Raw genomic sequence first — 21,375 nt, forward strand, 5'->3', positions numbered from 1 at the left:
GATTCGGAATTGTTTTAGGACTTTTCAACGGTCTCCAGCATTGTTGGGATTTGACCCGCCGCCTTTTTTTGGCCTAAAAATTCCAAAACCTTGAATTCGATTGAGCGACTGTAGGACGTGTGATTTTGATCTTCGTCCTCTTTGACTTGCACCGCAGTCAGACGTTCGCGCGCATCGTTCCAGATGTGTTCGCCTGAATGGATGACTGGATCAGTTAAGGGTCCTAACATGAGACTGAGCCATTGACGCGCGCCGCGAAGTGGAAATTGCCCGCTCTTATCGGGCTGGTGATTGCGCCTTTCGTGGTGACCGGTTGCACGACAACCGGAACCTCGGGAAAAGCCAATTCGGAAAAGACGGCGGCAAGCCACGTCAAATCCGTCAATGGCGTGAAGACCTACACCTACACCGCACGGGACAAGAATTGCCTTGAACGTGCGATGTTCTTCGAATCCAATCGTTCGAGTTCCGACGGTCTTCTGGCTGTTGGTACGGTCGTCATGAACCGTCTCGCGTCGGGACGTTATCCGGATACGATTTGCGGTGTCGTCGGTCAGAAGAACCAGTTTGCGCCCGGTGTGCTTACCCGCCAGATGAATTCCAAGGCGCTGCCTGATGTTCAGGCCGCTGCTGACGCGGTTCTGAAGGGTGAGCGTCATCCGAAGCTCAAGAATGCCATGTTCTTCCACACGGCGGGTCTGAAGTTCCCTTACAACAATATGCATTACGTGCTCGTAGCCGGTGGAAATTCCTTCTACGAGAAGCGCAATCGCGACGGCTCGCTGCAAAATCCGGTCCCGCAGGAGCCATACAATCTGGCTATGGCCTATTCGCCACAATCGCCTTCCGTTCCACAGGATCCGTCTTATGATGTGACCTTGCCACAGACCGGTCCAGTTCCGGGAACGGAACCGACCGTTCAGGTGGCACTCGCGGAAGCGGCAAAGGCTCAAAGTGTGGAACAGAGCACTGGTGCTGGTCCGCAGGCCCGTGGCGAACGACTGGCACGCCATCGCGGTGTGGCTGCACCTCAGCAGGAACAGCATATGCAGGTGGCCTCCTACCAGCCGCAATTCGATACGACAGCCCCGCAGCCGACATCGCTTGGCTATGCTCCGGCAAGCCAGAAGCAGGCTGACGCCATTGGCGCGCTTCTTCTGTCCCAGGACCGTCCAGAAGCACCGCTATAAGAGGCGATTTTACAATCAGATAATCTGCAACGCCGGTCTGGTTCTACCTGACCGGCGTTTTGATTTTCTGGCTGATTGTCGTCGCTTTTCGGCGAAAGTTTCAGCGATAGATCGGGCGATAGATCACCATCGGAGTGTCGTAGAAATCGACCTGATTCTGCCAGGCACGCCGGTCAGCTCTGCGATCGAGGTCCAGTCGCATGAGACAGTTGGCGAAAGCGTCAGTTTTGGCCTTAAAGCCATAGCTGCGGCAGGTCTGTTCGTCGGCCGCACGACGTTGTTCAGGTGTCATGGTCACGCAGCCCGCCAGAAGGCCGATAACGCCCAGCAAAATAAGCACTTTCTTATTCATTACTGTCTGCTTTCTCCTGCAACTGACTGCAGAATTACTATACTGCAAAGGCAGGAAAAAAGGTGGTGAAATTATGCCGTCTGATAAACTGTCGGTGATTCCATATCCAAAAAGGTCTTCCACCCATGGCTCATGAACAGCTGAACCCAGTCATCGATCCGGTGAAACTCGAACGTCTCGCGGAAGTCGCCGTTCGCGTTGGTCTGCAATTGCGCGAGGGGCAGGATCTCGTCATTACCGCACCGGTCGTGGCCTTGCCGCTGGTTCGCCTTATCGCCAAGCATGCTTACAAGGCTGGAGCCGGACTGGTAACACCATTCTTCGCGGATGACGAAATGGCGCTTGCGCGTTACGAGAACGCATCCGACGCAAGTTTCGATCGTGCGGCGAGCTGGCTCTATGAGGGAATGGCGAAGGCCTATTCGGATGGCGCTGCCCGTTTGGCCATTGCAGCTGATAATCCGATGCTGCTCTCCAGCCAGGACCCGGCCAAGGTTTCACGCGCCAACCGGGCCAACTCGAAAGCTTATCAGCCGGCTCTCGAAAAGATTGCCGGTTTCGACATCAACTGGAACATTGTCTCCTATCCCAATCCGGCATGGGCGAAGCTTATGTTTCCGAACGAACCGCAGGACATCGCGACCCGCAAGCTGGCCAATGCGATCTTCGCGGCTTCACGTGTCGATGTCGACGATCCGGTCGGCGCATGGGCGGCACACAATGCAGCGCTTCGCACCCGCACCCGCTTCCTGAACGGCAAGGCTTATAGCGCCCTGCATTTCAAAGGTCCGAACACCGATCTGACGGTCGGACTTGCCGATGGTCATGAATGGCACGGCGGCGCGTCTACGGCGAAGAATGGGATTACCTGCAATCCGAACATTCCGACGGAAGAAGTGTTCACCACGCCTCATGCACTACGGGTCGAGGGCTATGTGACGAGCACCAAGCCTCTGTCGCATCAGGGCACATTGATCGAGGATATCGCGGTTCGCTTTGAAGGTGGACGAATTGTCGAGGCGAAGGCAAGTCGCGGTGAAGAAGTGCTCAACAAGGTGCTGGATACAGACGAAGGTGCCCGTCATCTGGGTGAGGTGGCACTGGTGCCGCATTCCTCGCCGATCTCGCAGAGCGGGCTTTTGTTCTACAACACGTTGTTCGATGAAAATGCCGCAAGCCACATCGCGCTCGGCCAGTGCTATTCCAAGTGCTTTATCGACGGCGCAAAACTGACACCGGAACAGATCAAGGCGCAGGGCGGCAATTCAAGTCTCATCCATATCGACTGGATGATTGGTTCCGGCCAGATCGACGTTGATGGCATCAATGCGGATGGAACCCGAGAGCCAGTGATGCGCAGCGGCGAATGGGCCAACTGATTATCGCGAATAGAAAAGGCCGGGAGTTCCCGGCCTTTTCATTGCATCTGTGAGGTCAGTTCTTTTCCTGAACGTGGGCCTCAAGGAACCACAATGCCTTGTCGAGACCACGGGAAGCGGCGGTAAAAATATCCGCCGTATCGTCGTCACCTGCATCATCCGCATCCTTGATCGACTTGCGCAGAAGATTGGCAACGTCGCCATAACGCTCGATCAGTGCAAGCAGATGATCGTGAACGGCATAGATGTCGGTCGGATAAGGCTTGAGCTTGCTTTCCTTGGCCACGACCTGCGTAGTGCCATAGGCCGTTCCGCCGATCTGCACGGCACGCTCCGCAATCGTGTCGACATGTTCATCAAGATCGGCGCGGAAACCATCGAGCATTTCATGAACGGCGATGAACTGCGGTCCCTTGAGGTTCCAGTGTGCCTGCTTGGTGATGAGGGCAAGATCGATTGTCGCGGCTAGATTTTCGTTGAGCAGCGCGATCATTGTCGTCTTCGTATTGGAAGGAAGATCGTTGCGGGTTGCATGCATCGACTTCTTGGACATTTTATCCTCATATCCTGTTGTTCGATCCGGCTTGGAGCGGCTGGGAGATGTCGCTCATCGTCACGGGTGGGTGTTCCAAACGCAAATGAACCCGCCAGATCATTGTAAGGCTCGATTGCTGAATGGGCCTTGTCGCCGTCAGGACAAAGCAAAAACGTTGCCGCACCCGGATTTCAAACGCATATCGCCAAGTTTTGTTCCGCGAGAAGGGCTAAAAAACGAAACTGATCCAGCCTTTGGACAAGACTTGGCTTGTCGCGAGGTAAAATCTGATTTACCCGGTTGCGCATGAAGATACTTGCGCTTGATACTGCCGCTTCGTGGTGTTCCGTTGCTGTCTACAATGCCGACGGCGATGTCGTGCTTGCCGATGTGAGCGAAAACATCGGCAAGGGACATGCGGAAGTATTGATGGACTATATCGAACGTGCTGTGACTGAGGCGAAACTGTCGCTCCGCGATATGGATCGGGTAGCGGTCAATATCGGACCGGGATCGTTTACCGGCGTTCGTATCGGTGTCTCGGCAGCACGTGGCTTTGCATTGGCGCTCGACGTTCCTGCCATCGGCATAACGGCGTTCGAAGCGTTGGCTGCGGAAACACAGATACTGTCCCCGGAAAAGCCAATTCTGGTTCTCCTCGACGCGCATCGTGGCGAGATTTATGCGCGATCATTCGATGCAAAAGGGTTGCCGGGCGCGAAGCCGCTGGTTCTGTCGCGAGAGGAAGCGGAGGCTCTTGCTGTTTCTCAAGCGGAAAATACTGTTCTTGCAGGTTCTGCAGCCGCTGCGATCAATGACGTGCTTGGTGGCCGTTTCGAGTTGGGCCCGATAGAGCCAACCGCGAAAATCGGTATCTATGCGCGTCTGGCAAGCTTGCGCCAGCCGGGCGATGCGCCGAAGCCGCTTTACATGCGTGGGCCTGATGCGAAGCCGCAGGTCGGGTTTGCGCTGCCGCGCAAGGCTACCGGAGAATAGCCGATGATGGGCTTGCCGTTTGGGCGTTTCGGTCGCAGACAAATCTCGGTGGAGCCGCTTGGTGCACAGGACAGTCATGCGATTCAGCGTATTCATGCAGTCGCTTTCCATCACGGCTGGAGTTCCGACGATTTCAGATCGCTGATCGCACAGGATACGGTTTTCGGTTTTGTTGCCCGTGCGGAAGGCAAACCGAACGATGCCTGTGGTTTCGTGCTGGCTCGTCTGGTGGCAGGTGAGGCGGAAATCCTGACGATCGCCGTCGCGCGTGATGTGCAACGCCAGGGCGTCGGGCGCGCGCTGATGGATGCCGTGTTGCGCCATCTCTATCAGGAGCGCGCTGAAACGCTTTTTCTGGAAGTGGATGAGGCCAATGTTGCCGCTCAGGCGCTTTATCGCCGTCTCGGCTTCCAAAAGGTTGGCGACAGACCCGCTTATTATGAAACCGCCTATGGGCGTTCGGCTGCGCTGATATTGCGCCGCGACCTGAGCCGTACTCCGGCAGGGCCACGATGATCGGAGCAATCCGCATCTTTCTCGTCGTCGCGGCAATGGTCGCATTGAGCCTGTCGCTTATTCCAGTTCAGTATCTGTTGCTTAAGCTGAAGAACAACTGGAAGCGGCGTCTGCCGACCTTTTTCCATCGTATTGCTGCACGCCTGTTCGGTTTTCGCATCAAGACCGTCGGCCAGATGCACGAGGGCCGACCTTTGTTACTCGTCGCCAACCATACTTCGTGGAGCGATATTATTGTTCTGTCGACGGTCGGTCAGGTCTCCTTCATCGCCAAGTCGGAAGTCAGGAAGTGGCCTGTTTTCGGTATGTTCGCCGTTTTGCAGCGCACCGTTTTCGTGGAGCGGGAACGGCGGGGCAAAACGGGTGAACAGACATCCGAAATCGCAAGGCGTCTGGTAACCGACGACGCTATGGTGCTGTTTGCGGAAGGCACGACCTCGGATGGTAATCGCGTCCTGCCGTTCAAGACCGCGCTTTTTGGTGCCGCGCATGCCGCGATCAAGGAAGCCAATGTACCCGAAGTCGTGGTTCAGCCGGTTGCCATTGCCTACACGGGCGTGCATGGCATGGCCATGGGCCGTTATTTCCGCCCGATCGCATCATGGCCGGGCGACGTCGAGCTGTTGCCGCACCTGAAAGGTATCTTGCGTGAAGGCGCTATCGACGTTGAAGTGCGTTTTGGCGAGCCGGTCGTCGTAACGGCCAAGACAGACCGCAAGGCGCTGGCTCGCACAATGGAAAACCGTGTGCGCTCGCTCTTGCAAAGTGCGTTGCTGGGGCGCGAGATTCCCGAAGAGTGACAACTGCTCCATCGGGTGTTCAGCCAAGTGTTCAGATTGTCACCTTTCAAAATGGTCACAAAAGCTGTAGATAGCCGCGCATGAGCGACAATATTACCGATCTCGAGCCCACGGCAGAGCGCCCCAATGTGCGCAAGGTTTTCGTAAAAACCTATGGCTGCCAGATGAACGTCTACGATAGCCAGCGCATGGCCGACAGCCTTGCAGCGGAAGGCTATGTTGCGACCGATACGCCGGACGATGCCGATCTGGTTCTGCTCAATACGTGCCACATTCGCGAAAAAGCGTCGGAAAAGCTCTATTCCGCGCTTGGCCGTCTGCGCAAGATGAAGGATGCGCGTGAAGCGAATGGCAAGGAACTGACCATCGGTGTTGCGGGCTGCGTGGCGCAGGCCGAAGGGCAGGAAATCCTGCGCCGGGCGCCGAATGTCGATCTCGTCATCGGTCCGCAGACCTATCATCGCCTGCCCAATGCGCTTGCGCGGGTCCGCAGCGGCGAAAAGGTGGTTGAGACCGAATACGCTCTCGAAGATAAATTCGAACACCTGCCGTCTCCCAAGCGCGAGGAAACCCGCAAGCGCGGTGTTTCTGCCTTCCTCACTGTGCAGGAAGGCTGCGACAAGTTCTGTACCTTCTGCGTGGTTCCCTATACACGCGGCTCGGAAGTTTCGCGCAGTGTGAAGCAGATCGTGACCGAGGCCGAGCGCCTTGCCGACAGCGGCGTGCGTGAACTCACCCTGCTTGGCCAGAACGTCAATGCCTGGCACGGCGCTGGTGACGATGGTCGCGAATGGGGCTTGGGCGAACTCCTGTTTCGCCTGGCGCGCATTCCGGGCATTGCCCGGCTTCGTTATACGACCAGCCATCCGCGCGACATGGACGACAGCCTGATTGCCGCCCACCGTGATCTGCGCCAGCTGATGCCCTATCTGCATCTGCCGGTACAATCCGGTTCTGACCGCATTCTCAAGGCGATGAACCGTCGTCACAAGGCGGATGAATATGTGCGTCTGATCGAACGCATCCGCGAAGTGAGGCCGGATCTGGCGCTGTCGGGCGATTTTATCGTCGGCTTCCCCGGTGAAACCGATCAGGACTTCGAAGACACGATGCAGCTGGTGCGCGCGGTCAACTACGCGCAGGCCTATTCGTTCAAATATTCGCCTCGCCCCGGCACGCCGGGTGCCGATCTCGACGATCATGTCGAGGAAGCGGTCAAGGATGAGCGTCTTCAGCGCCTTCAGGCTCTCCTGTCCGAACAGCAATATGCATTTCAGGATTCCATGATCGGTCGCGAGATGGATGTGCTGCTTGAAAAGCCGGGTCGTGTCGCAGGCCAGATGGTGGGCCGTTCGCCATGGCTCCTGCCTGTCATCATCGATGACAGCAATGACCGGGTCGGCGACATCATTCATGTGAAAATCACATCCACAGGGACCAATAGCCTTATTGCGCAAAAACTGGCCTGAAGGCATGATGATGTCGAGGCAGAAAATTTCGGCGTATTGAGTCGCTTGCCGGTAATCCTGTCGAGACTTCGATTGCAATGCGTGAACGGTTTGCGTTCACGCATAATCTGGTCTGAAAAGTCGCAACTTTTCAGGATTGTGCTTTAAGGAGATACGGTTGAGCGCTACGGAAAAGCTGAAGTCTGCCAAGCCAACCAATCAAACGCAAAAAAGCCCGACGACCGGGGCCTCGGATATGGCCCACATCGTGCTCACTTTCGACAATAACCGTCTTGCCATCGCGCTTTACGGTCAGTTCGATGAAAATCTGGCCCGTATCGAACAGAAGCTTGGCGTGGATGTCCGCTCCAAGGGAAACCAGCTTTCGATCCGGGGGGAGCCGACCGCAACCGAGCAGGCGCGGCGTGCACTCGATCATCTTTATGAATCGCTGCAGAAAGGTCATGAGCTGACGACGTCGGATGTCGACGGCGCCTTGCGCATGGCAATCGCTGCGGACGACCAGCTGACGCTGCCGACCATGGAAAACAAGGGCAAGCTCTCTGCTGCCCAGATTTCCACGCGCAAAAAGACCATCTTTGCCCGCACGCCGACGCAGGATGCCTATATGCGTGCGCTCGACCGGTCGGAGCTGGTGTTCGGCGTCGGCCCCGCAGGTACCGGCAAGACCTATCTTGCCGTCGCCCATGCGGCGATGCTGCTGGAACGCGGTCTGGTGGAGCGCATCATCCTGTCACGTCCGGCTGTCGAGGCCGGCGAACGACTGGGCTTCCTGCCGGGCGATATGAAGGAAAAGGTCGATCCCTATTTGCGCCCGCTTTACGATGCGCTTTACGATATGATGCCTGCCGAAAAGGTTGAGCGTGCCATTACGGCAGGTGTGATCGAAATCGCGCCGCTTGCCTTCATGCGCGGGCGTACCCTGGCGCATTCCGCGGTCATCCTTGATGAGGCGCAGAACACGACGTCCATGCAGATGAAGATGTTCCTGACCCGCTTGGGCGAGGGGTCGCGCATGATGGTCAATGGCGACCCGAGCCAGATCGATCTTCCGCCGGGCCAGAAATCAGGTCTCGTTGAAGCGCTTCGCGTGCTGGACGATGTCGAAGGCGTCATCAAGGTGCGCTTTACGGAGAAAGACGTTGTTCGTCATCCGCTGGTGGCGGCAATCGTCGGAGCTTACGACCGCGACGGCAAACAGCACGCGCGTTCGGAATGATCTTGCAATTGCCTATTGGAATCACGATTTAAGAAAAGCTGTCTGCCTTTTCGAACGTGTCCCCAAAAGTGGGAACCGCTCTTGGCAGGCAGCTTTCTTGTAACTGAAAGGATGATGCGGCTAGCCAGCACGGAGAGCCGCCGCAGAACGTGTCAAATAACGCGATCCATATCGATATCATGGTTGAAGCTGGCAACTGGCCGGATGAAACCGCCCTTGAAGGGCTCGTCAGAAAGTCGGTCGAGGCCGCCTGGGCCAATCTTGGCCTGAAAAGCGCGGCAAGCGAGCTGAGTGTTGTCTTCACCGACGATGCCTCGATCCAGACCCTGAATGCAGAATGGCGCGGCAAGGACAAGCCGACCAATGTGTTGTCGTTTCCGGCGTTTCCGGTCAAGGCCGGGGCGCAGCCGGGCCCGATGCTGGGCGACATCATCATCGCGCGCGAAACTGTCGAGCGTGAGGCCCGTGAAGAGGGCAAACCGCTCGAAAACCATCTCGCTCACCTCGTCGTGCATGGCTTTTTGCACCTTTTGGGTTACGATCACGAAACCGATGCGGAAGCGGAGGTTATGGAGGGGCGCGAGCGTGAAATCCTTCATGCTCTTGCCATCCCCGACCCTTATGCTGTATCCGAATAAGACCCTAACAACGATTGACCATGGCTGATCAAACATCGCACCCCCCGTCCGCTGGCGAAAATCGCAGCGAGACTCAAGACGCCGAAGGGCAAAGTACGCAGCGGCCCGTAGTGGCCGAGAAGCGTTCCCTCTTGTCTAATATTTTCCCGTTCATGCGCTCGCGCCAATCATCTTCCTTGCGTGAAGATCTGGCCGATGCCCTTTCCAGCACGGCAAGCGAACAGGATTCAGCATTCTCGCCTGAAGAAAAGGCGATGCTGCATAACATCCTTCGCCTGCGCGAGATTCGCGTCGAAGACGTGATGATCCCGCGCGCCGATGTCGAGGCAGTGGAAATTTCCACACCGCTCTGGGAAGTGCTGGAGCTTTTCGAAAAATCCGGCCATTCGCGTATGCCGGTCTATGCCGAGACGCTGGACGATCCGCGCGGTATGATCCACATCCGTGATGTTCTCAATTACATCACCAAGCAGGCCCGCCAGAAGACCACGCGCCGTAGCAGCGCGCGCAGCAAGGCGACGGCCGAAGACAAGGCCGCCAAATTCGACATGGGCCGGATCGATCTCACCAAGACGATCGGTGAACTCAATCTCATGCGCAAGGTTCTGTTTGTGCCGCCATCCATGATGGCAAGCGGATTGATGGCGCGCATGCAGGCGACCCATATCCAGATGGCGCTGGTCATTGATGAATATGGCGGTACCGACGGTCTGGTTTCACTGGAAGACATTGTCGAAATGGTTGTCGGTGATATCGAAGACGAGCATGACGACGAAGAAATCATGATCGCCGAAGAAGCCGATGGCGTGTTCGTTGTCGATGCGCGCGCCGATCTGGAAGAGCTCGCCGCGAAAATCGGCCCATCCTTCGAAGTCGGCGAACATGGCGAGGATGTCGACACGGTCGGCGGCCTCATCTTTTCGGTCCTGGGGCGTATTCCGGTTCGCGGTGAAGTGGTGCAGGCTATTCCGGGCTATGAATTCCATGTGCTGGAAGTCGATCCGCGCCGGGTGAAGAAAGTGCGTATTGTGCCGCTTTCCGCGGCTGATCGCCGTCGCCAGCAGCGTGCTGTCGTGTCCGCCAAGCCGGGTGACCAGCCTATAGAGGCTGAAACCATAACCGACGCTCCCAAAGAGGCCTGATGATCGAAAGGCTGGCGGGGAAAATCATTCTTTCGAGCGGCTGGCGTCGAGCGTTGGCCGCTTTCCTGAGCGGTGCCTTCGCCACGCTGACCCAGCCGCCCTTCGATGGTTTTGTGGCGGGTTTCGTTTCTTTCCCCATTTTGGTCTGGTTGATTGACGGGGCCAGTGCGAAAGCGAATGCCGGCCCGATTCGCCGTCTGTTGCCAGCGGCCATGGTTGGCTGGTGGTTCGGGTTTGGCTATTTCGTTTCCGGACTGTGGTGGATTGGAACGGCGCTGTTGGTTGATGCGGACCAGTTCGCCTGGGCCTTGCCGCTGGCGGTTCTAGGCCTCCCTGCATTTCTGGCTCTATTCTATGCGTTTGCAGCCATGGTTGCGCGCATCTTCTGGTCGGACGGCTTGGGGCGTATCTTCGCGCTAGCGTTTGGCTTTGCGCTGGCGGAATGGCTGCGTCTTTTCCTGTTCACCGGTTTTCCGTGGAATGCGATTGGCTATGCCATCATGCCGACGCCGCTGCTGATGCAATCGGTTGCCGTGCTCGGTCTGATCGGGATGAGCGCATTGGCCGTCTTTGTCTTTGCCGCACCGGCTCTGCTGATTGGTGGGCGGTTTGCCAAGACAGGCATTGTTCTCGCCTTGTTGCTGGTGGCAGCGCATGTCGGATTCGGTGCCTGGACGCTTTCAAAAGCGCCGGCAATCGGTGAAGAAAAAGGAACGCTCGCGGTTCGCATCGTACAGCCGTCTATCGCCCAGACCATGAAGTGGGATAATGCGGAGCGCCGGTCTATCTTCGACAAGCTGGTGTCGCTGACGGGCGAAGTGCCAGCGGAAGGCAAGCCGAAACCCGATGTGGTCATTTGGCCGGAAACGGCTGTTCCCTATATTCTCACCTCGACGCCCGAGGCTCTGTCCCGCATCGGCGAGGTTCTACAGGACGGGCAGATGCTGCTCACCGGTGCCGTTCGTGAAGAGAAGGCATCAGGGGGCGGTGAACCGCGCTATTATAATTCAATTTATACGATTGATGATCGTGGTGTGATTGTCGATGCCGCCGACAAGGTGCACCTCGTCCCCTTTGGCGAATATCTTCCCTATGAGAGTTTTTTGCGCAGGCTTGGACTTCAGGAAGTGGTGGAGATGCCGGGCGGATTTACCGCCGGTGCGTCGCGTCGGGCGCTGAACGTCAAAGACGGCCACACCTTTCTGCCACTGATCTGTTACGAAGCCATTTTTCCGGATGAGCTTGGATATACGGGCCAAAAAGCCAGCGCCATCATCAATGTGACAAACGACGCATGGTATGGCGATACGCCGGGTCCGTACCAACATTTTCGCCAGGCACAGGTTCGCGCGGTGGAGCAAGGGCTCCCCCTCATTCGTGCAGCCAACAATGGTCTTTCAGCTGTCGTTGATGCTTATGGTCGAATCACCGACGGACTTGCACATGACGCTGTCGGGGTCGTTGACGCTTACCTACCGTCATCTCGTGCACCATTTTGGGGCACGACACATGGCTCACGACAATCTCTGGTAGCGCTGTTAACCTTACTCGTGTTGAGCATGGCTTTCCGACTGCCAATCGGCAGGCGTTTTCATTGACAGACTAATATTGTTACGATGTTATGGCGCGGCGGCGACGGTTTTTGCGGAAAATCGTCAGACTACCTCCCAAAACTTATTGTTATCGCTGTTCAGATGAACAGAGCATGAATGGAAGCTCGCAGCTGCGAGGAGTGACAGTTGTATGATTGAGAATAAAAAGAAGCCCAACCCAATTGACGTGCATGTCGGCAGCCGCATCCGTCTTCGCCGTAACATGCTGGGCCTCAGTCAGGAAAAACTTGGCGAAAGCCTTGGAATTACGTTTCAGCAGATCCAGAAATACGAGAAAGGCACCAACCGCGTTGGTGCAAGCCGCCTTCAGGCGATCTCGGCAATTCTCAATGTCCCGGTTTCCTTCTTTTTTGAAGACGCACCAGGTTCCTCGAACCAGGCCGGTTTTGCGGAAGACAATGAAGCAACCTATGTGGTCGATTTCCTGAATTCCAACGAAGGTGTTCAGCTGACCCGCGCCTTCACGAAAATTTCAGATCCGAAAGTGCGCCGCAAGATCATCGATCTCGTGAAGTCGCTCGCTGCAGACGCTGACTGATTTCATATCTCGAAAAGTGCAGTAAGCGCGGGACATGGACATGTCCCGCCGGTTTTTGCGATTTACAGTGCCTGAACAGGCAGAAAATGCCGTCCGGAATGAATTTTCCCGCTGATGCGCTGTCGCAACAAGAATATGCATTGACGGTTTAATCCCAACTTCGCTAACACATTACCGTGCCCGGAACGCTGAAAGCCTGTTCCGGGCGCTACTGTGTTTCCATGGCGGAGATATTCTCCGTTGGATTTTCAAGAGGGGTTACCCGTGTCGCGCAGTTCTTATCTCTTCACCAGCGAATCTGTGTCCGAAGGACATCCGGACAAGGTTTGCGACCGCATCTCCGATGAAATCGTGGACATGATCTATAAGGAAGCGCGCCGCACCGGCGTGGATCCCTGGTCTGTCCGTGTTGCCTGCGAAACGCTTGCCACCACCAATCGGGTGGTCATTGCCGGCGAAGTGCGCGTGCCGGATACGTTCCTGAAGAAGAATAAGGACGGCACCGTCGCCCATGATGCTGCAGGGCATCCGCTGATTAATCCTTCGCGTTTCCGCTCGGCAGCCCGCAAGGCGATCCGGGAAATCGGTTACGAGCAGAACGGTTTCAACTGGAAGACGGTGAAGATCGACGTGCTTCTGCATCCGCAGTCCGCCGATATCGCGCAAGGCGTGGACAACGCCGCCGATCGTCAGGGCGAAGAAGGTGCAGGCGATCAGGGCATCATGTTCGGTTATGCCTGCCGCGAAACCCCGGACCTCATGCCGGCCCCGATCTATTATTCGCACAAGATTCTCGAAAAGCTCTCCGAAGCCCGTCACAAGGGTGAAGGCGACGCAGGCAAGCTCGGCCCCGACGCCAAGAGCCAGGTCACAGTGCGCTACGAGAATGGCAAGGCCGCTGAGGTCACGCAGATCGTTCTGTCCACACAGCACCTGGATGCAAGCTGGGATTCGAAAAAGGTTCGTTCGGTTGTCGAGCCCTATATCCGTGATGCGCTCGGCGAGCTTCCGATCGCAGCCACTTGCAACTGGTACATCAATCCGACCGGCAAGTTCGTCATCGGTGGACCGGACGGCGATGCTGGTCTGACTGGCCGCAAGATCATCGTGGATACCTATGGCGGCGCCGCTCCGCATGGCGGCGGCGCGTTTTCGGGCAAGGACACGACCAAGGTGGATCGCTCCGCCGCCTATGCCGCGCGCTATCTCGCCAAGAATGTCGTTGCTGCCGGTCTTGCCGACCGCTGCACGATCCAGCTTTCTTATGCCATCGGTGTGGCACAGCCGCTTTCGGTTTATGTCGATCTGCATGGCACGGGCAAGGTAGCCGAATCTGCGGTTGAGGAAGCGCTTCGCGAGGTCATGGACCTGTCGCCGACCGGTATCCGCAAGCATCTCGACCTCAACAAGCCGATCTATGCCAAGACCTCGTCTTACGGTCATTTCGGCCGCAAGCCGGGCCGTGACGGTTCTTTCTCCTGGGAGAAGACGGACCTGACCAAGGCTCTGAAAGCCGCGGTAGCGTAACTTTCCTGGCGGAAAGTTGCATCGCAAGCCGCTTGGCGTTATGTGTCCCGACGATTTTCGAGGAGCGCGGTCTTGGATCGCGCTCTTCTGTTATTGGAGCACATCCCGAAAAGTGTGAAACGGTTTTCGGGCTAGATGCGCGTCAAAACGAATAAATAGAACACCGATATGATGCCGACGGATAAAATATGACCGAAGAATCTCATCCTCTGCGCGGTGCCGGAAATTTCTTCGGCCGTCGCCACGGCAAGCCATTGCGAAGCCACCAGAAGAACCTGTTCGAGGATCTTCTGCCGCGCCTCAAGGTCAACGTCGAAAGCCCGGCGCCACAGGATCTGCGCACGCTCTTTGAAGCGAAGGTCGATGCAGTTCGTCTGGAAATCGGTTTTGGCGGCGGTGAGCACCTGCACCATGAGACAGGCCGTTATCCGCAAACGGGTTTCATTGGCGTCGAGCCTTTCATCAACGGCATGGCCAAGATGCTGGCGGCATTGGATGGCGAACCGCGATCGAACCTGCGTCTCTACGACGAGGATGCAACGGCGGTTTTGGACTGGCTGCCCGACGCCTCCTTGTCGGGTATCGATCTCTTCTATCCCGATCCATGGCACAAGCGTCGCCACTGGAAGCGCCGTTTTGTCAGCGATGCCAATCTCGACCGCTTCGCCCGTGTCCTGAAACCCGGCGCGAAATTCCGGTTTGCTTCCGACATTGAACATTATGTTAACTGGACGCTCCAGCATTGTCGCCGTCATCCTGCATTCGACTGGCAGGCAGAAGGCCCGTCCGACTGGAACGGCGCCTATGAAGGCTGGCCTGGCACGCGCTATGAGGCAAAGGCTTTTCGCGAAGGACGCCGTGCAGCCTATCTGACCTTCACCCGTCGTTGAAGCTACCAGCAGTGAACGGAATGAATCGAACAGCAGAAGCGGTCTTGAAAAAATCCGCTTCCGCTGGTATATAAGTCTCAAATTCTTGGTCGTTTGAACAAGAGTGGGTCCACCCGGTCCCGCTCTTTTTTGTTACTTACGGCTAACTTGAAGGGGCTTTCCGGCCTTTTGAAAGGTTTTTAGGTTGACGGAACAGGTTCAGGCAAACGAAGCAGAAACGCTCGCAGCAGGCGCGGATGAACGCATCATTCGCGAGACGGGTATTGATGCGAAAGTGGCTTCCATCATCGAGCCCGTCATCAATACGCTGGGCTTTCGGTTGGTACGCGTGCGCCTTTCGGGGCTCAATGGCCAGACCTTGCAGATCATGGCCGAACGTCCCGATGGCACGATGACGGTCGATGATTGCGAACTGGTCAGCCGTACGGTTGCCCCGGTTCTCGATGTGGAAGATCCCATCAGTGGAAAATACCATCTGGAGATTTCGTCTCCCGGTATCGACCGCCCGTTGGTTCGCAAGTCGGACTTTGCCGATTGGGCCGGTCACATCGCAAAAGTGGAAACCTCCGTCGTGCACGAAGGCCGCAAGAAATTCCGCGGTCGCATCGTCCTGGGGGATGCGGAATCGGTCGTGATCGAAAGCGACCAGATTTCCTACGGCAGCGAACCTGTCGTGCGCATTCCATTCGATCTGATTTCTGATGCACGCCTCGTGCTGACCGATGACCTGATCCGCGATGCGCTCCGCAAGGACAAGGCCCTGCGCGAAGGCCGCATTCCCGGTGACGACCTCGGTAGCGAAGAAGCGGGCGAGCAGTCCGATGAAACCGCATCGGGCGAAGCTGAAGATAAAGAATAAGTTTCTGGCGTCCGGCATCTAGAGGAGCCGGGTGCGACACCAAGGAGAGTCCAATGGCAGTCAGTGCTAACAGGCTGGAGCTTCTGCAGATCGCCGATGCGGTCGCACGCGAGAAGTCGATCGACCGCGAGATCGTTCTTGCGGCCATGGCCGATGCGATCCAGAAGGCGGCGCGTTCGCGTTACGGCCAGGAAAGCAACATCCGCGCGGACATCAATGCGAAGTCCGGCGAGATCAAGCTGCAGCGTCTGCTCGAAGTCGTCGAGCATGTCGAGGATTACGCGACGCAGATTTCGCTCTTCACCGCGCGCGATCGCAACCCGGACGCACAGGTCGGCGACTTCATCGCCGATCAGCTGCCGCCGATGGATTTCGGCCGTATTGCTGCCCAGTCGGCAAAGCAGGTCATCGTGCAGAAAGTGCGCGAAGCCGAGCGTGACCGCCAGTATGACGAATACAAGGATCGCGTTGGTGAGATCGTCAACGGCACCGTCAAGCGCGTCGAATATGGCAATGTGATTGTCGATCTCGGTCGTGGCGAAGCCATCGTGCGCCGCGATGAGCTGATCCCGCGTGAAGCTTTCCGTTATGGTGACCGCATCCGCGCCTATGTCTACGACGTGCGCCGCGAACAGCGCGGCCCGCAGATTTTCCTGTCGCGTACCCATCCGTCCTTCATGGCGAAGCTCTTCACCATGGAAGTGCCGGAAATCTATGACGGCATCATCGAAATCAAGTCGGTTGCCCGCGATCCGGGTTCCCGCGCCAAGATTGCGGTCGTGTCGCGTGATGCGTCCATCGATCCGGTCGGCGCTTGCGTCGGTATGCGTGGCTCCCGCGTTCAGGCCGTTGTGGGCGAACTGCAGGGTGAAAAGATCGACATCATTCCGTGGTCGCCGGACGCTGCTTCCTTCATCGTCAACGCGCTTCAGCCAGCTGAAGTTGCCAAGGTTGTTCTCGATGAAGATGCTGAACGTATTGAAGTTGTCGTTCCGAATGACCAACTATCACTTGCAATCGGTCGTCGCGGTCAGAACGTGCGCCTTGCTTCCCAGCTCACCGGCTGGGATATCGACATCCTGACGGAAGACGAAGAATCCGAACGTCGCCAGAAGGAATTCACCGAGCGTTCGACGCTCTTCATGGATGCCCTCAACGTTGACGAGATGGTTGGTCAGGTTCTGGCCTCCGAAGGTTTCGCATCTGTTGAAGAACTGGCCTATGTCGAGCCGGGCGAAATCGCTTCCATCGATGGTTTCGATGAGGATACGGCTGGCGAAATCCAGGAACGTGCTCGCGAATATCTGGATCGTATCGAGAGCGAACAGGATGATCGCCGCAAGGAACTGGGCGTCGAAGACGAACTGCGCGAACTGCCGGGTATCACCACGGCAATGCTCGTGGCTGTCGGTGAAGACGGCGTCAAGACGATGGAAGACTTTGCCGGCTATGCCGTCGATGATCTGGTCGGCTGGCGTGAACGCAAGGACGGTGAAACCGTCGCTCATAGCGGTATCTTCTCTTCCTTCGATGTTTCGCGCGTCGATGCGGAACAGATGGTCCTGACTGCGCGTTTGAAGGCAGGATGGATCACGGAAGAAGAACTGGCATCGGCTCAGGAAGAAGAAGCCGAAGTCGGTGAAGAGGAAGCTGCTTCCTAAGAAGCGGCCGGAATAAAAAGAGCCGCATGGCTTCTTACGTCTGGTGTAATTCAGGCGTAAGCTATGCGGCTCTTGCAATTCATCCCTGAAAAATGGTCGTCATTCATTCGAATTGATTGGCCAGTTCAGGTTTCGGACATGTTCCGGGTTGTGGTGGGGCTTATGCTCTGGTACAGCGCCCGCGTTACGTCCGACGTGCGGGCAGACCGCAATATGGCAAGACTGGAGTTCGCGTGGAGCAGGATATGAATGACAGAACCTGTATCGTCACGCGCGAAAGCGGTTCTGCCGATGATCTGATCCGTTTCGTGGCCGGTCCCGACGGTTCCGTGGTGCCGGACTTGAAAAGAACTCTGCCGGGCAGGGGGTGCTGGGTCAAGGCCGAGCGCCGTCTGGTGGATGAAGCAGTCAAGCGCAAGCTTTTTGCGCGGGCGCTGAAGGAAGGTGTAACGCCGCAGGCGGATCTTGGCGCGCTGGTGGACCAGTTGCTGACGAAATCTGCCCTTGGCAGCCTCGCGCTGGCTCGCAAGGCCGGGGCTGTGGTATCTGGCTCGACCAAGGTGGATCAGGCGATCCGCACCGGGACAGCCGCCATGGTGTTGCACGCAAAGGAAGCCGCCGCCGACGGCGTACGCAAGCTCGATCAGGCTCGTCGTGCCGTGGTGCATCTGGATGGTCCGGAAATCCCTTCTTTCACTCTTTTTACGGGGGAAGAAATGGATTTGGCATTTGGGGGCGGAAATGTGATACATGCAGCCGTACTTGAAGGAAAGGCGGCGGCCGGGTTCGTAAAGCGGGCGCTTATGTTGCATCGCTATCGCGGTGAAAGCGCATCGGACCCGGATTAGAGCGCAATTTTGGAGGGGCCTGGCAGACCCCGGATCGGATTGCGCGTTGAGGCGGATGACTGGAGTTTTATCCAACATGACCCGGTCACGTTGGATAAAGCTCGAGTAGAGCGGCCGGAGCCGCGAAGGAAACGGAAACGTAATGAGCGATAAAACGAACGACGACAAGACGCTGAGCGTTAATACGAAGAAGACGCTGACCATGAAGCGGCCGGGCGTCGAGCAGAGCACCGTGCGCCAGAATTTCAGCCACGGCCGCACGAAGGCTGTCGTCGTTGAAACGAAAAAGCGCAAATTCTCGCGGCCTGACGAGAAGCCGGAAGTCGAGGCAGCGGCGCCGAAGCCAGCAGCTCCGGCACCTGCTGCTCCCGCGCCTGCGGCATCTACTCCTGCACCGGCACAAGCCGCGCAGCCTGCACAAGCCGCGCCGGTAGTGCGTGCGCCAGCACCAGCCGCCCCGGCACCGAAGCCAGCAGCCCCTGCTGCTCCGGTAACGAAGCCGCATGTCGCACAGCAGCGCCCGGCACAGCAGCGTCCCGGCGGCCAGCAGGCACAGCGTCCGCGCCCGTCCGACCGCTCCGGCATGGTGTTGAACACGCTGTCGCGCTCCGAAATGGATGCGCGTCGCCGTGCGCTCGAAGAAGCACAGGTCCGTGAAGTTGAGGAACGCGCACGCGCTGTCGAGGAAGCCAAGCGTCGCGCCGAGGAAGATGCCCGCCGCGCCAAGGAGCGTGAAGAATCTGCCCGTCGTCAGGCGGAAGAGGAAGCTCGCCTCAAGGCCGAGGCCGATGCCCGCCGCAAGGCCGAGGAAGAGGCTGCCAAGCGTATGCCGCAGCCGGAAGCCCGTACCGAGCGTCGCGACGATGCGCGCCCGGCACCGCAGGGCAATCGCCCGCAGCAGGCCGGTCGTCCTCAGGGCAATCGTCCGCCGCAAGGTGGCCGTCCGCAGCAGGGTGGTCCGCGCCCGGCTGCGCCAAGCCTTGCCGACGCTGCCCCAATCCCGGGCAAGCCGCTTCCGCAGAGCCAGCTTCGCAAGACTGCCGCATCTGACGATGACGACCGTCGTGGCGGTGGCCTGACTGCTGCCCGTCGCGGTGCTCCGGCCAAGCCGGAAGTTCGCGCGCCAAAAGTGGTCAAGACCGAAGATGATCGCCGTCGTGGCAAGCTGACCATCTCCAGCAATCTTGAGGATGAAGGTCGTTCGCGTTCGCTTTCGGCGATGCGTCGTCGTCAGGAAAAGTTCAAGCGTTCGCAGATGCAGGAAACACGCGAAAAGATTTCGCGTGAAGTGACCATTCCTGAAACCATTACGCTTCAGGAACTTGCACAGCGCATGACCGAACGTTCGGTCGATATCATCAAGTACCTGATGAAGCAGGGCCAGATGATGAAGCCGGGCGACGTGATCGATGCCGATATGGCGCAACTCATTGCTGAAGAATTCGGCCATACCGTCAAGCGCGTTGCGGAATCGGACGTTGAAGAAGGCATCTTCGGTGTTGCCGACAACGAGGCTGCGCTGGTTTCCCGTCCTCCGGTCGTGACCATTATGGGGCACGTTGATCACGGCAAGACCTCGCTGCTTGATGCGATCCGTCACGCCAATGTTGTTTCGGGCGAAGCCGGTGGCATCACCCAGCATATCGGTGCTTATCAGGTCGAGCAGAATGGCCAGAAGATCACCTTCATCGATACGCCGGGCCACGCTGCCTTTACTGCAATGCGTGCCCGTGGTGCGCAGGCGACCGACATTGCCATCCTCGTGGTGGCTGCCGATGACAGCGTGATGCCTCAGACGATTGAATCGATCAATCATGCCAAGGCGGCAGGTGTTCCGATCATCGTGGCGATCAACAAGATCGACAAGCCGGCTGCCGATCCGCAGAAGGTTCGTACTGCTCTGTTGCAGCATGACGTCTTTGTGGAATCGATGGGCGGTGAAGTTCTCGACGTCGAAGTGTCGGCCAAGAACAAGCTCAACCTCGACAAACTGCTTGAAGCAATTCTGTTGCAGGCTGAAATTCTTGATCTCAAGGCTGATCCGTCGCGTACGGCTGAAGGTGTTGTCGTCGAAGCCCAGCTCGATCGTGGCCGTGGTTCGGTTGCAACCGTTCTGGTTCAGACGGGTACGCTGCATCCGGGTGACATCCTCGTCGCCGGTAGCGAATGGGGCCGCGTGCGCGCACTGGTCAACGACCGTGGCGAGCATGTGAAGGAAGCCGGTCCTGCGATGCCGGTGGAAGTCCTTGGCCTTCAGGGCACGCCGCAGGCCGGTGACCGCTTTGCCGTGGTTGCCAACGAAGCCAAGGCGCGCGAAATTGCCGAGTACCGTCAGCGTCTGGCACGCGACAAGGCTGTAGCCCGCCAGTCCGGTGCGCGTGGTTCGCTCGAGCAGATGATGAACCAGCTCCAGGTGTCGGGCACGAAGGAATTCCCACTCGTCATCAAGGGCGACGTGCAGGGTTCTATCGAAGCCATCACCAATGCACTGGACAAGCTCGGCACCGACGAAGTGCGTGCACGTATCGTGCATTCGGGCGCCGGTGGTATCACGGAAAGCGACGTGTCGCTGGCTGAAGCCTCCAACGCTGCGATCATCGGCTTCAACGTCCGCGCCAACAAGCAGGCACGTGACGCAGCTGATCAGCAGGGCATCGAAATCCGCTACTACAACATCATCTATGATTTGATCGATGACGTTAAGGCAGCGATGTCGGGTCTCCTGTCGCCGGAACGCCGCGAAACCTTCCTCGGCAATGCCGAGATTCTCGAAGTCTTCAACATCACCAAGGTCGGCAAGGTTGCCGGTTGCCGTGTCACCGAAGGCAAGGTCGAGCGTGGTGCAGGCGTCCGCCTCATCCGCGACAACGTGGTTATTCACGAAGGCAAGCTCAAGACGCTCAAGCGCTTCAAGGACGAAGTGTCGGAAGTTCCGGCCGGTCAGGAATGCGGTATGGCGTTCGAGAACTACGACGACATTCGCGCAGGCGACGTTATCGAAGCCTTCCGCGTCGAACACGTTTCGCGCACGCTTTAAGTACTATCCCGCCGGGCTGCCGAGAGGTGGCCCGGCTTTTCATTATCCGGTCCAGAGGGTCTGACTCCCAGCTGGATTGTGGTAAGTTGCGTATTATTACGCCTGCCAATTTGTAGTCATGTTGTCGGACAGTCCTTCGCGGCTGGATGCCGATTGGCGGCTGTTT

General features: G+C 57.5%; 19 protein-coding genes. 17 read left to right on the forward strand and 2 right to left on the reverse strand.

Annotation, left to right across the window (positions count from 1 at the left end; genetic code table 11):
• Positions 1 to 242 precede the first annotated feature (242 nt).
• Positions 243 to 1,190 carry a cell wall hydrolase gene (locus ABDF71_RS01270; RefSeq protein WP_010657757.1) on the forward strand — a complete coding sequence of 316 codons (948 nt, stop codon included), beginning with the start codon at positions 243 to 245 and terminating at the stop codon, positions 1,188 to 1,190.
• A 100-nt stretch (positions 1,191 to 1,290) separates the two neighbouring features.
• On the opposite strand, the gene ABDF71_RS01275 is transcribed toward ABDF71_RS01270, so the two are convergent.
• On the reverse strand, positions 1,291 to 1,542 hold the full coding sequence (locus tag ABDF71_RS01275) for a hypothetical protein (protein WP_029926180.1): 252 nt from the start codon (positions 1,540 to 1,542) through the stop codon (positions 1,291 to 1,293).
• Between the two features lie 125 nt (positions 1,543 to 1,667).
• On the opposite strand from ABDF71_RS01275, the gene ABDF71_RS01280 reads away from it, so the two are divergent.
• Complete coding sequence (locus ABDF71_RS01280; RefSeq protein ID WP_151614851.1) at positions 1,668 to 2,921, forward strand: aminopeptidase; 1,254 nt, start codon at positions 1,668 to 1,670, stop codon at positions 2,919 to 2,921.
• Between the two features lie 55 nt (positions 2,922 to 2,976).
• Here the strand turns inward: ABDF71_RS01280 and dps are convergent, their stop codons facing one another.
• Positions 2,977 to 3,474 (reverse strand): DNA starvation/stationary phase protection protein Dps, encoded by a 498-nt coding sequence (gene dps / locus ABDF71_RS01285; protein WP_010657760.1) that lies wholly within the window; start codon positions 3,472 to 3,474, stop codon positions 2,977 to 2,979.
• A gap of 288 nt (positions 3,475 to 3,762) precedes the next feature.
• Between dps and tsaB the strand changes: the two genes are divergently transcribed.
• From tsaB to infB, 15 genes are all read left to right on the forward strand, one after another.
• Positions 3,763 to 4,452 carry a tRNA (adenosine(37)-N6)-threonylcarbamoyltransferase complex dimerization subunit type 1 TsaB gene (gene tsaB, locus ABDF71_RS01290; protein WP_151614852.1) on the forward strand — a complete coding sequence of 230 codons (690 nt, stop codon included), beginning with the start codon at positions 3,763 to 3,765 and terminating at the stop codon, positions 4,450 to 4,452.
• Between the two features lie 3 nt (positions 4,453 to 4,455).
• The gene (gene rimI / locus ABDF71_RS01295; RefSeq protein ID WP_151614853.1) at positions 4,456 to 4,968 is read left to right on the forward strand and encodes a ribosomal protein S18-alanine N-acetyltransferase; all 513 of its coding nucleotides are present in this window, start codon (positions 4,456 to 4,458) and stop codon (positions 4,966 to 4,968) included.
• Positions 4,965 to 5,768, forward strand: coding sequence for a lyso-ornithine lipid O-acyltransferase (gene olsA, locus ABDF71_RS01300; RefSeq protein WP_029926172.1), 804 nt, complete (start codon positions 4,965 to 4,967; stop codon positions 5,766 to 5,768). The genes rimI and olsA overlap by 4 nt, the downstream gene beginning before the upstream one ends.
• A gap of 80 nt (positions 5,769 to 5,848) precedes the next feature.
• Positions 5,849 to 7,237 (forward strand): tRNA (N6-isopentenyl adenosine(37)-C2)-methylthiotransferase MiaB, encoded by a 1,389-nt coding sequence (miaB, locus tag ABDF71_RS01305; RefSeq protein ID WP_151614854.1) that lies wholly within the window; start codon positions 5,849 to 5,851, stop codon positions 7,235 to 7,237.
• A gap of 157 nt (positions 7,238 to 7,394) precedes the next feature.
• Positions 7,395 to 8,456, forward strand: a complete 1,062-nt coding sequence (locus ABDF71_RS01310) for a PhoH family protein (RefSeq protein ID WP_029375821.1) — start codon at positions 7,395 to 7,397, stop codon at positions 8,454 to 8,456.
• 149 nt (positions 8,457 to 8,605) lie between these two features.
• The gene (gene ybeY, locus ABDF71_RS01315) at positions 8,606 to 9,094 is read left to right on the forward strand and encodes an rRNA maturation RNase YbeY (protein WP_012090999.1); all 489 of its coding nucleotides are present in this window, start codon (positions 8,606 to 8,608) and stop codon (positions 9,092 to 9,094) included.
• 20 nt (positions 9,095 to 9,114) lie between these two features.
• Positions 9,115 to 10,236 (forward strand): hemolysin family protein, encoded by a 1,122-nt coding sequence (locus ABDF71_RS01320; RefSeq protein ID WP_029926167.1) that lies wholly within the window; start codon positions 9,115 to 9,117, stop codon positions 10,234 to 10,236.
• Positions 10,236 to 11,834 (forward strand): apolipoprotein N-acyltransferase, encoded by a 1,599-nt coding sequence (gene lnt / locus ABDF71_RS01325; RefSeq protein ID WP_500060856.1) that lies wholly within the window; start codon positions 10,236 to 10,238, stop codon positions 11,832 to 11,834. The genes ABDF71_RS01320 and lnt overlap by 1 nt, the downstream gene beginning before the upstream one ends.
• Before the next feature lie 145 nt (positions 11,835 to 11,979).
• A complete protein-coding gene (locus tag ABDF71_RS01330) occupies positions 11,980 to 12,387 on the forward strand; it encodes a helix-turn-helix domain-containing protein (protein WP_010657769.1) in 408 nt (135 codons plus the stop codon).
• A 264-nt stretch (positions 12,388 to 12,651) separates the two neighbouring features.
• Positions 12,652 to 13,914: a methionine adenosyltransferase gene (gene metK / locus ABDF71_RS01335; protein ID WP_010657770.1), complete on the forward strand. Its 1,263-nt coding sequence runs from the start codon at positions 12,652 to 12,654 to the stop codon at positions 13,912 to 13,914.
• Positions 13,915 to 14,102: 188 nt separating this feature from the next.
• On the forward strand, positions 14,103 to 14,804 hold the full coding sequence (gene trmB / locus ABDF71_RS01340; RefSeq protein WP_029926162.1) for a tRNA (guanine(46)-N(7))-methyltransferase TrmB: 702 nt from the start codon (positions 14,103 to 14,105) through the stop codon (positions 14,802 to 14,804).
• A gap of 184 nt (positions 14,805 to 14,988) precedes the next feature.
• Positions 14,989 to 15,663, forward strand: coding sequence for a ribosome maturation factor RimP (gene rimP, locus ABDF71_RS01345; protein ID WP_012090994.1), 675 nt, complete (start codon positions 14,989 to 14,991; stop codon positions 15,661 to 15,663).
• Positions 15,664 to 15,716: 53 nt separating this feature from the next.
• The gene (gene nusA, locus ABDF71_RS01350) at positions 15,717 to 17,324 is read left to right on the forward strand and encodes a transcription termination factor NusA (protein ID WP_012090993.1); all 1,608 of its coding nucleotides are present in this window, start codon (positions 15,717 to 15,719) and stop codon (positions 17,322 to 17,324) included.
• Between the two features lie 233 nt (positions 17,325 to 17,557).
• Positions 17,558 to 18,172 (forward strand): RNA-binding protein, encoded by a 615-nt coding sequence (locus ABDF71_RS01355; RefSeq protein ID WP_226622371.1) that lies wholly within the window; start codon positions 17,558 to 17,560, stop codon positions 18,170 to 18,172.
• Between the two features lie 142 nt (positions 18,173 to 18,314).
• Positions 18,315 to 21,209, forward strand: coding sequence for a translation initiation factor IF-2 (infB, locus tag ABDF71_RS01360; protein WP_151614857.1), 2,895 nt, complete (start codon positions 18,315 to 18,317; stop codon positions 21,207 to 21,209).
• The last annotated feature ends 166 nt before the right edge of the window (positions 21,210 to 21,375 follow it).

This window comes from Ochrobactrum sp. WV_118_8, from assembly GCF_039631535.1.
Taxonomy (GTDB): domain Bacteria; phylum Pseudomonadota; class Alphaproteobacteria; order Rhizobiales; family Rhizobiaceae; genus Brucella; species Brucella anthropi.

Bases quoted from the DNA above. Each gene is read 5' to 3' on its own strand.
- ABDF71_RS01275 (WP_029926180.1), bottom strand. From the start codon at position 1,542: ATGAATAAGAAAGTGCTTATTTTGCTGGGCGTTATCGGCCTTCTGGCG.
- ABDF71_RS01280 (WP_151614851.1), top strand. From the start codon at position 1,668: ATGGCTCATGAACAGCTGAACCCAGTCATCGATCCGGTGAAACTCGAA.
- dps (WP_010657760.1), bottom strand. From the start codon at position 3,474: ATGTCCAAGAAGTCGATGCATGCAACCCGCAACGATCTTCCTTCCAAT.
- tsaB (WP_151614852.1), top strand. From the start codon at position 3,763: ATGAAGATACTTGCGCTTGATACTGCCGCTTCGTGGTGTTCCGTTGCT.
- rimI (WP_151614853.1), top strand. From the start codon at position 4,456: ATGATGGGCTTGCCGTTTGGGCGTTTCGGTCGCAGACAAATCTCGGTG.
- olsA (WP_029926172.1), top strand. From the start codon at position 4,965: ATGATCGGAGCAATCCGCATCTTTCTCGTCGTCGCGGCAATGGTCGCA.
- miaB (WP_151614854.1), top strand. From the start codon at position 5,849: ATGAGCGACAATATTACCGATCTCGAGCCCACGGCAGAGCGCCCCAAT.
- ABDF71_RS01320 (WP_029926167.1), top strand. From the start codon at position 9,115: ATGGCTGATCAAACATCGCACCCCCCGTCCGCTGGCGAAAATCGCAGC.
- lnt (WP_500060856.1), top strand. From the start codon at position 10,236: ATGATCGAAAGGCTGGCGGGGAAAATCATTCTTTCGAGCGGCTGGCGT.
- ABDF71_RS01330 (WP_010657769.1), top strand. From the start codon at position 11,980: ATGATTGAGAATAAAAAGAAGCCCAACCCAATTGACGTGCATGTCGGC.
- trmB (WP_029926162.1), top strand. From the start codon at position 14,103: ATGACCGAAGAATCTCATCCTCTGCGCGGTGCCGGAAATTTCTTCGGC.
- nusA (WP_012090993.1), top strand. From the start codon at position 15,717: ATGGCAGTCAGTGCTAACAGGCTGGAGCTTCTGCAGATCGCCGATGCG.
- infB (WP_151614857.1), top strand. From the start codon at position 18,315: ATGAGCGATAAAACGAACGACGACAAGACGCTGAGCGTTAATACGAAG.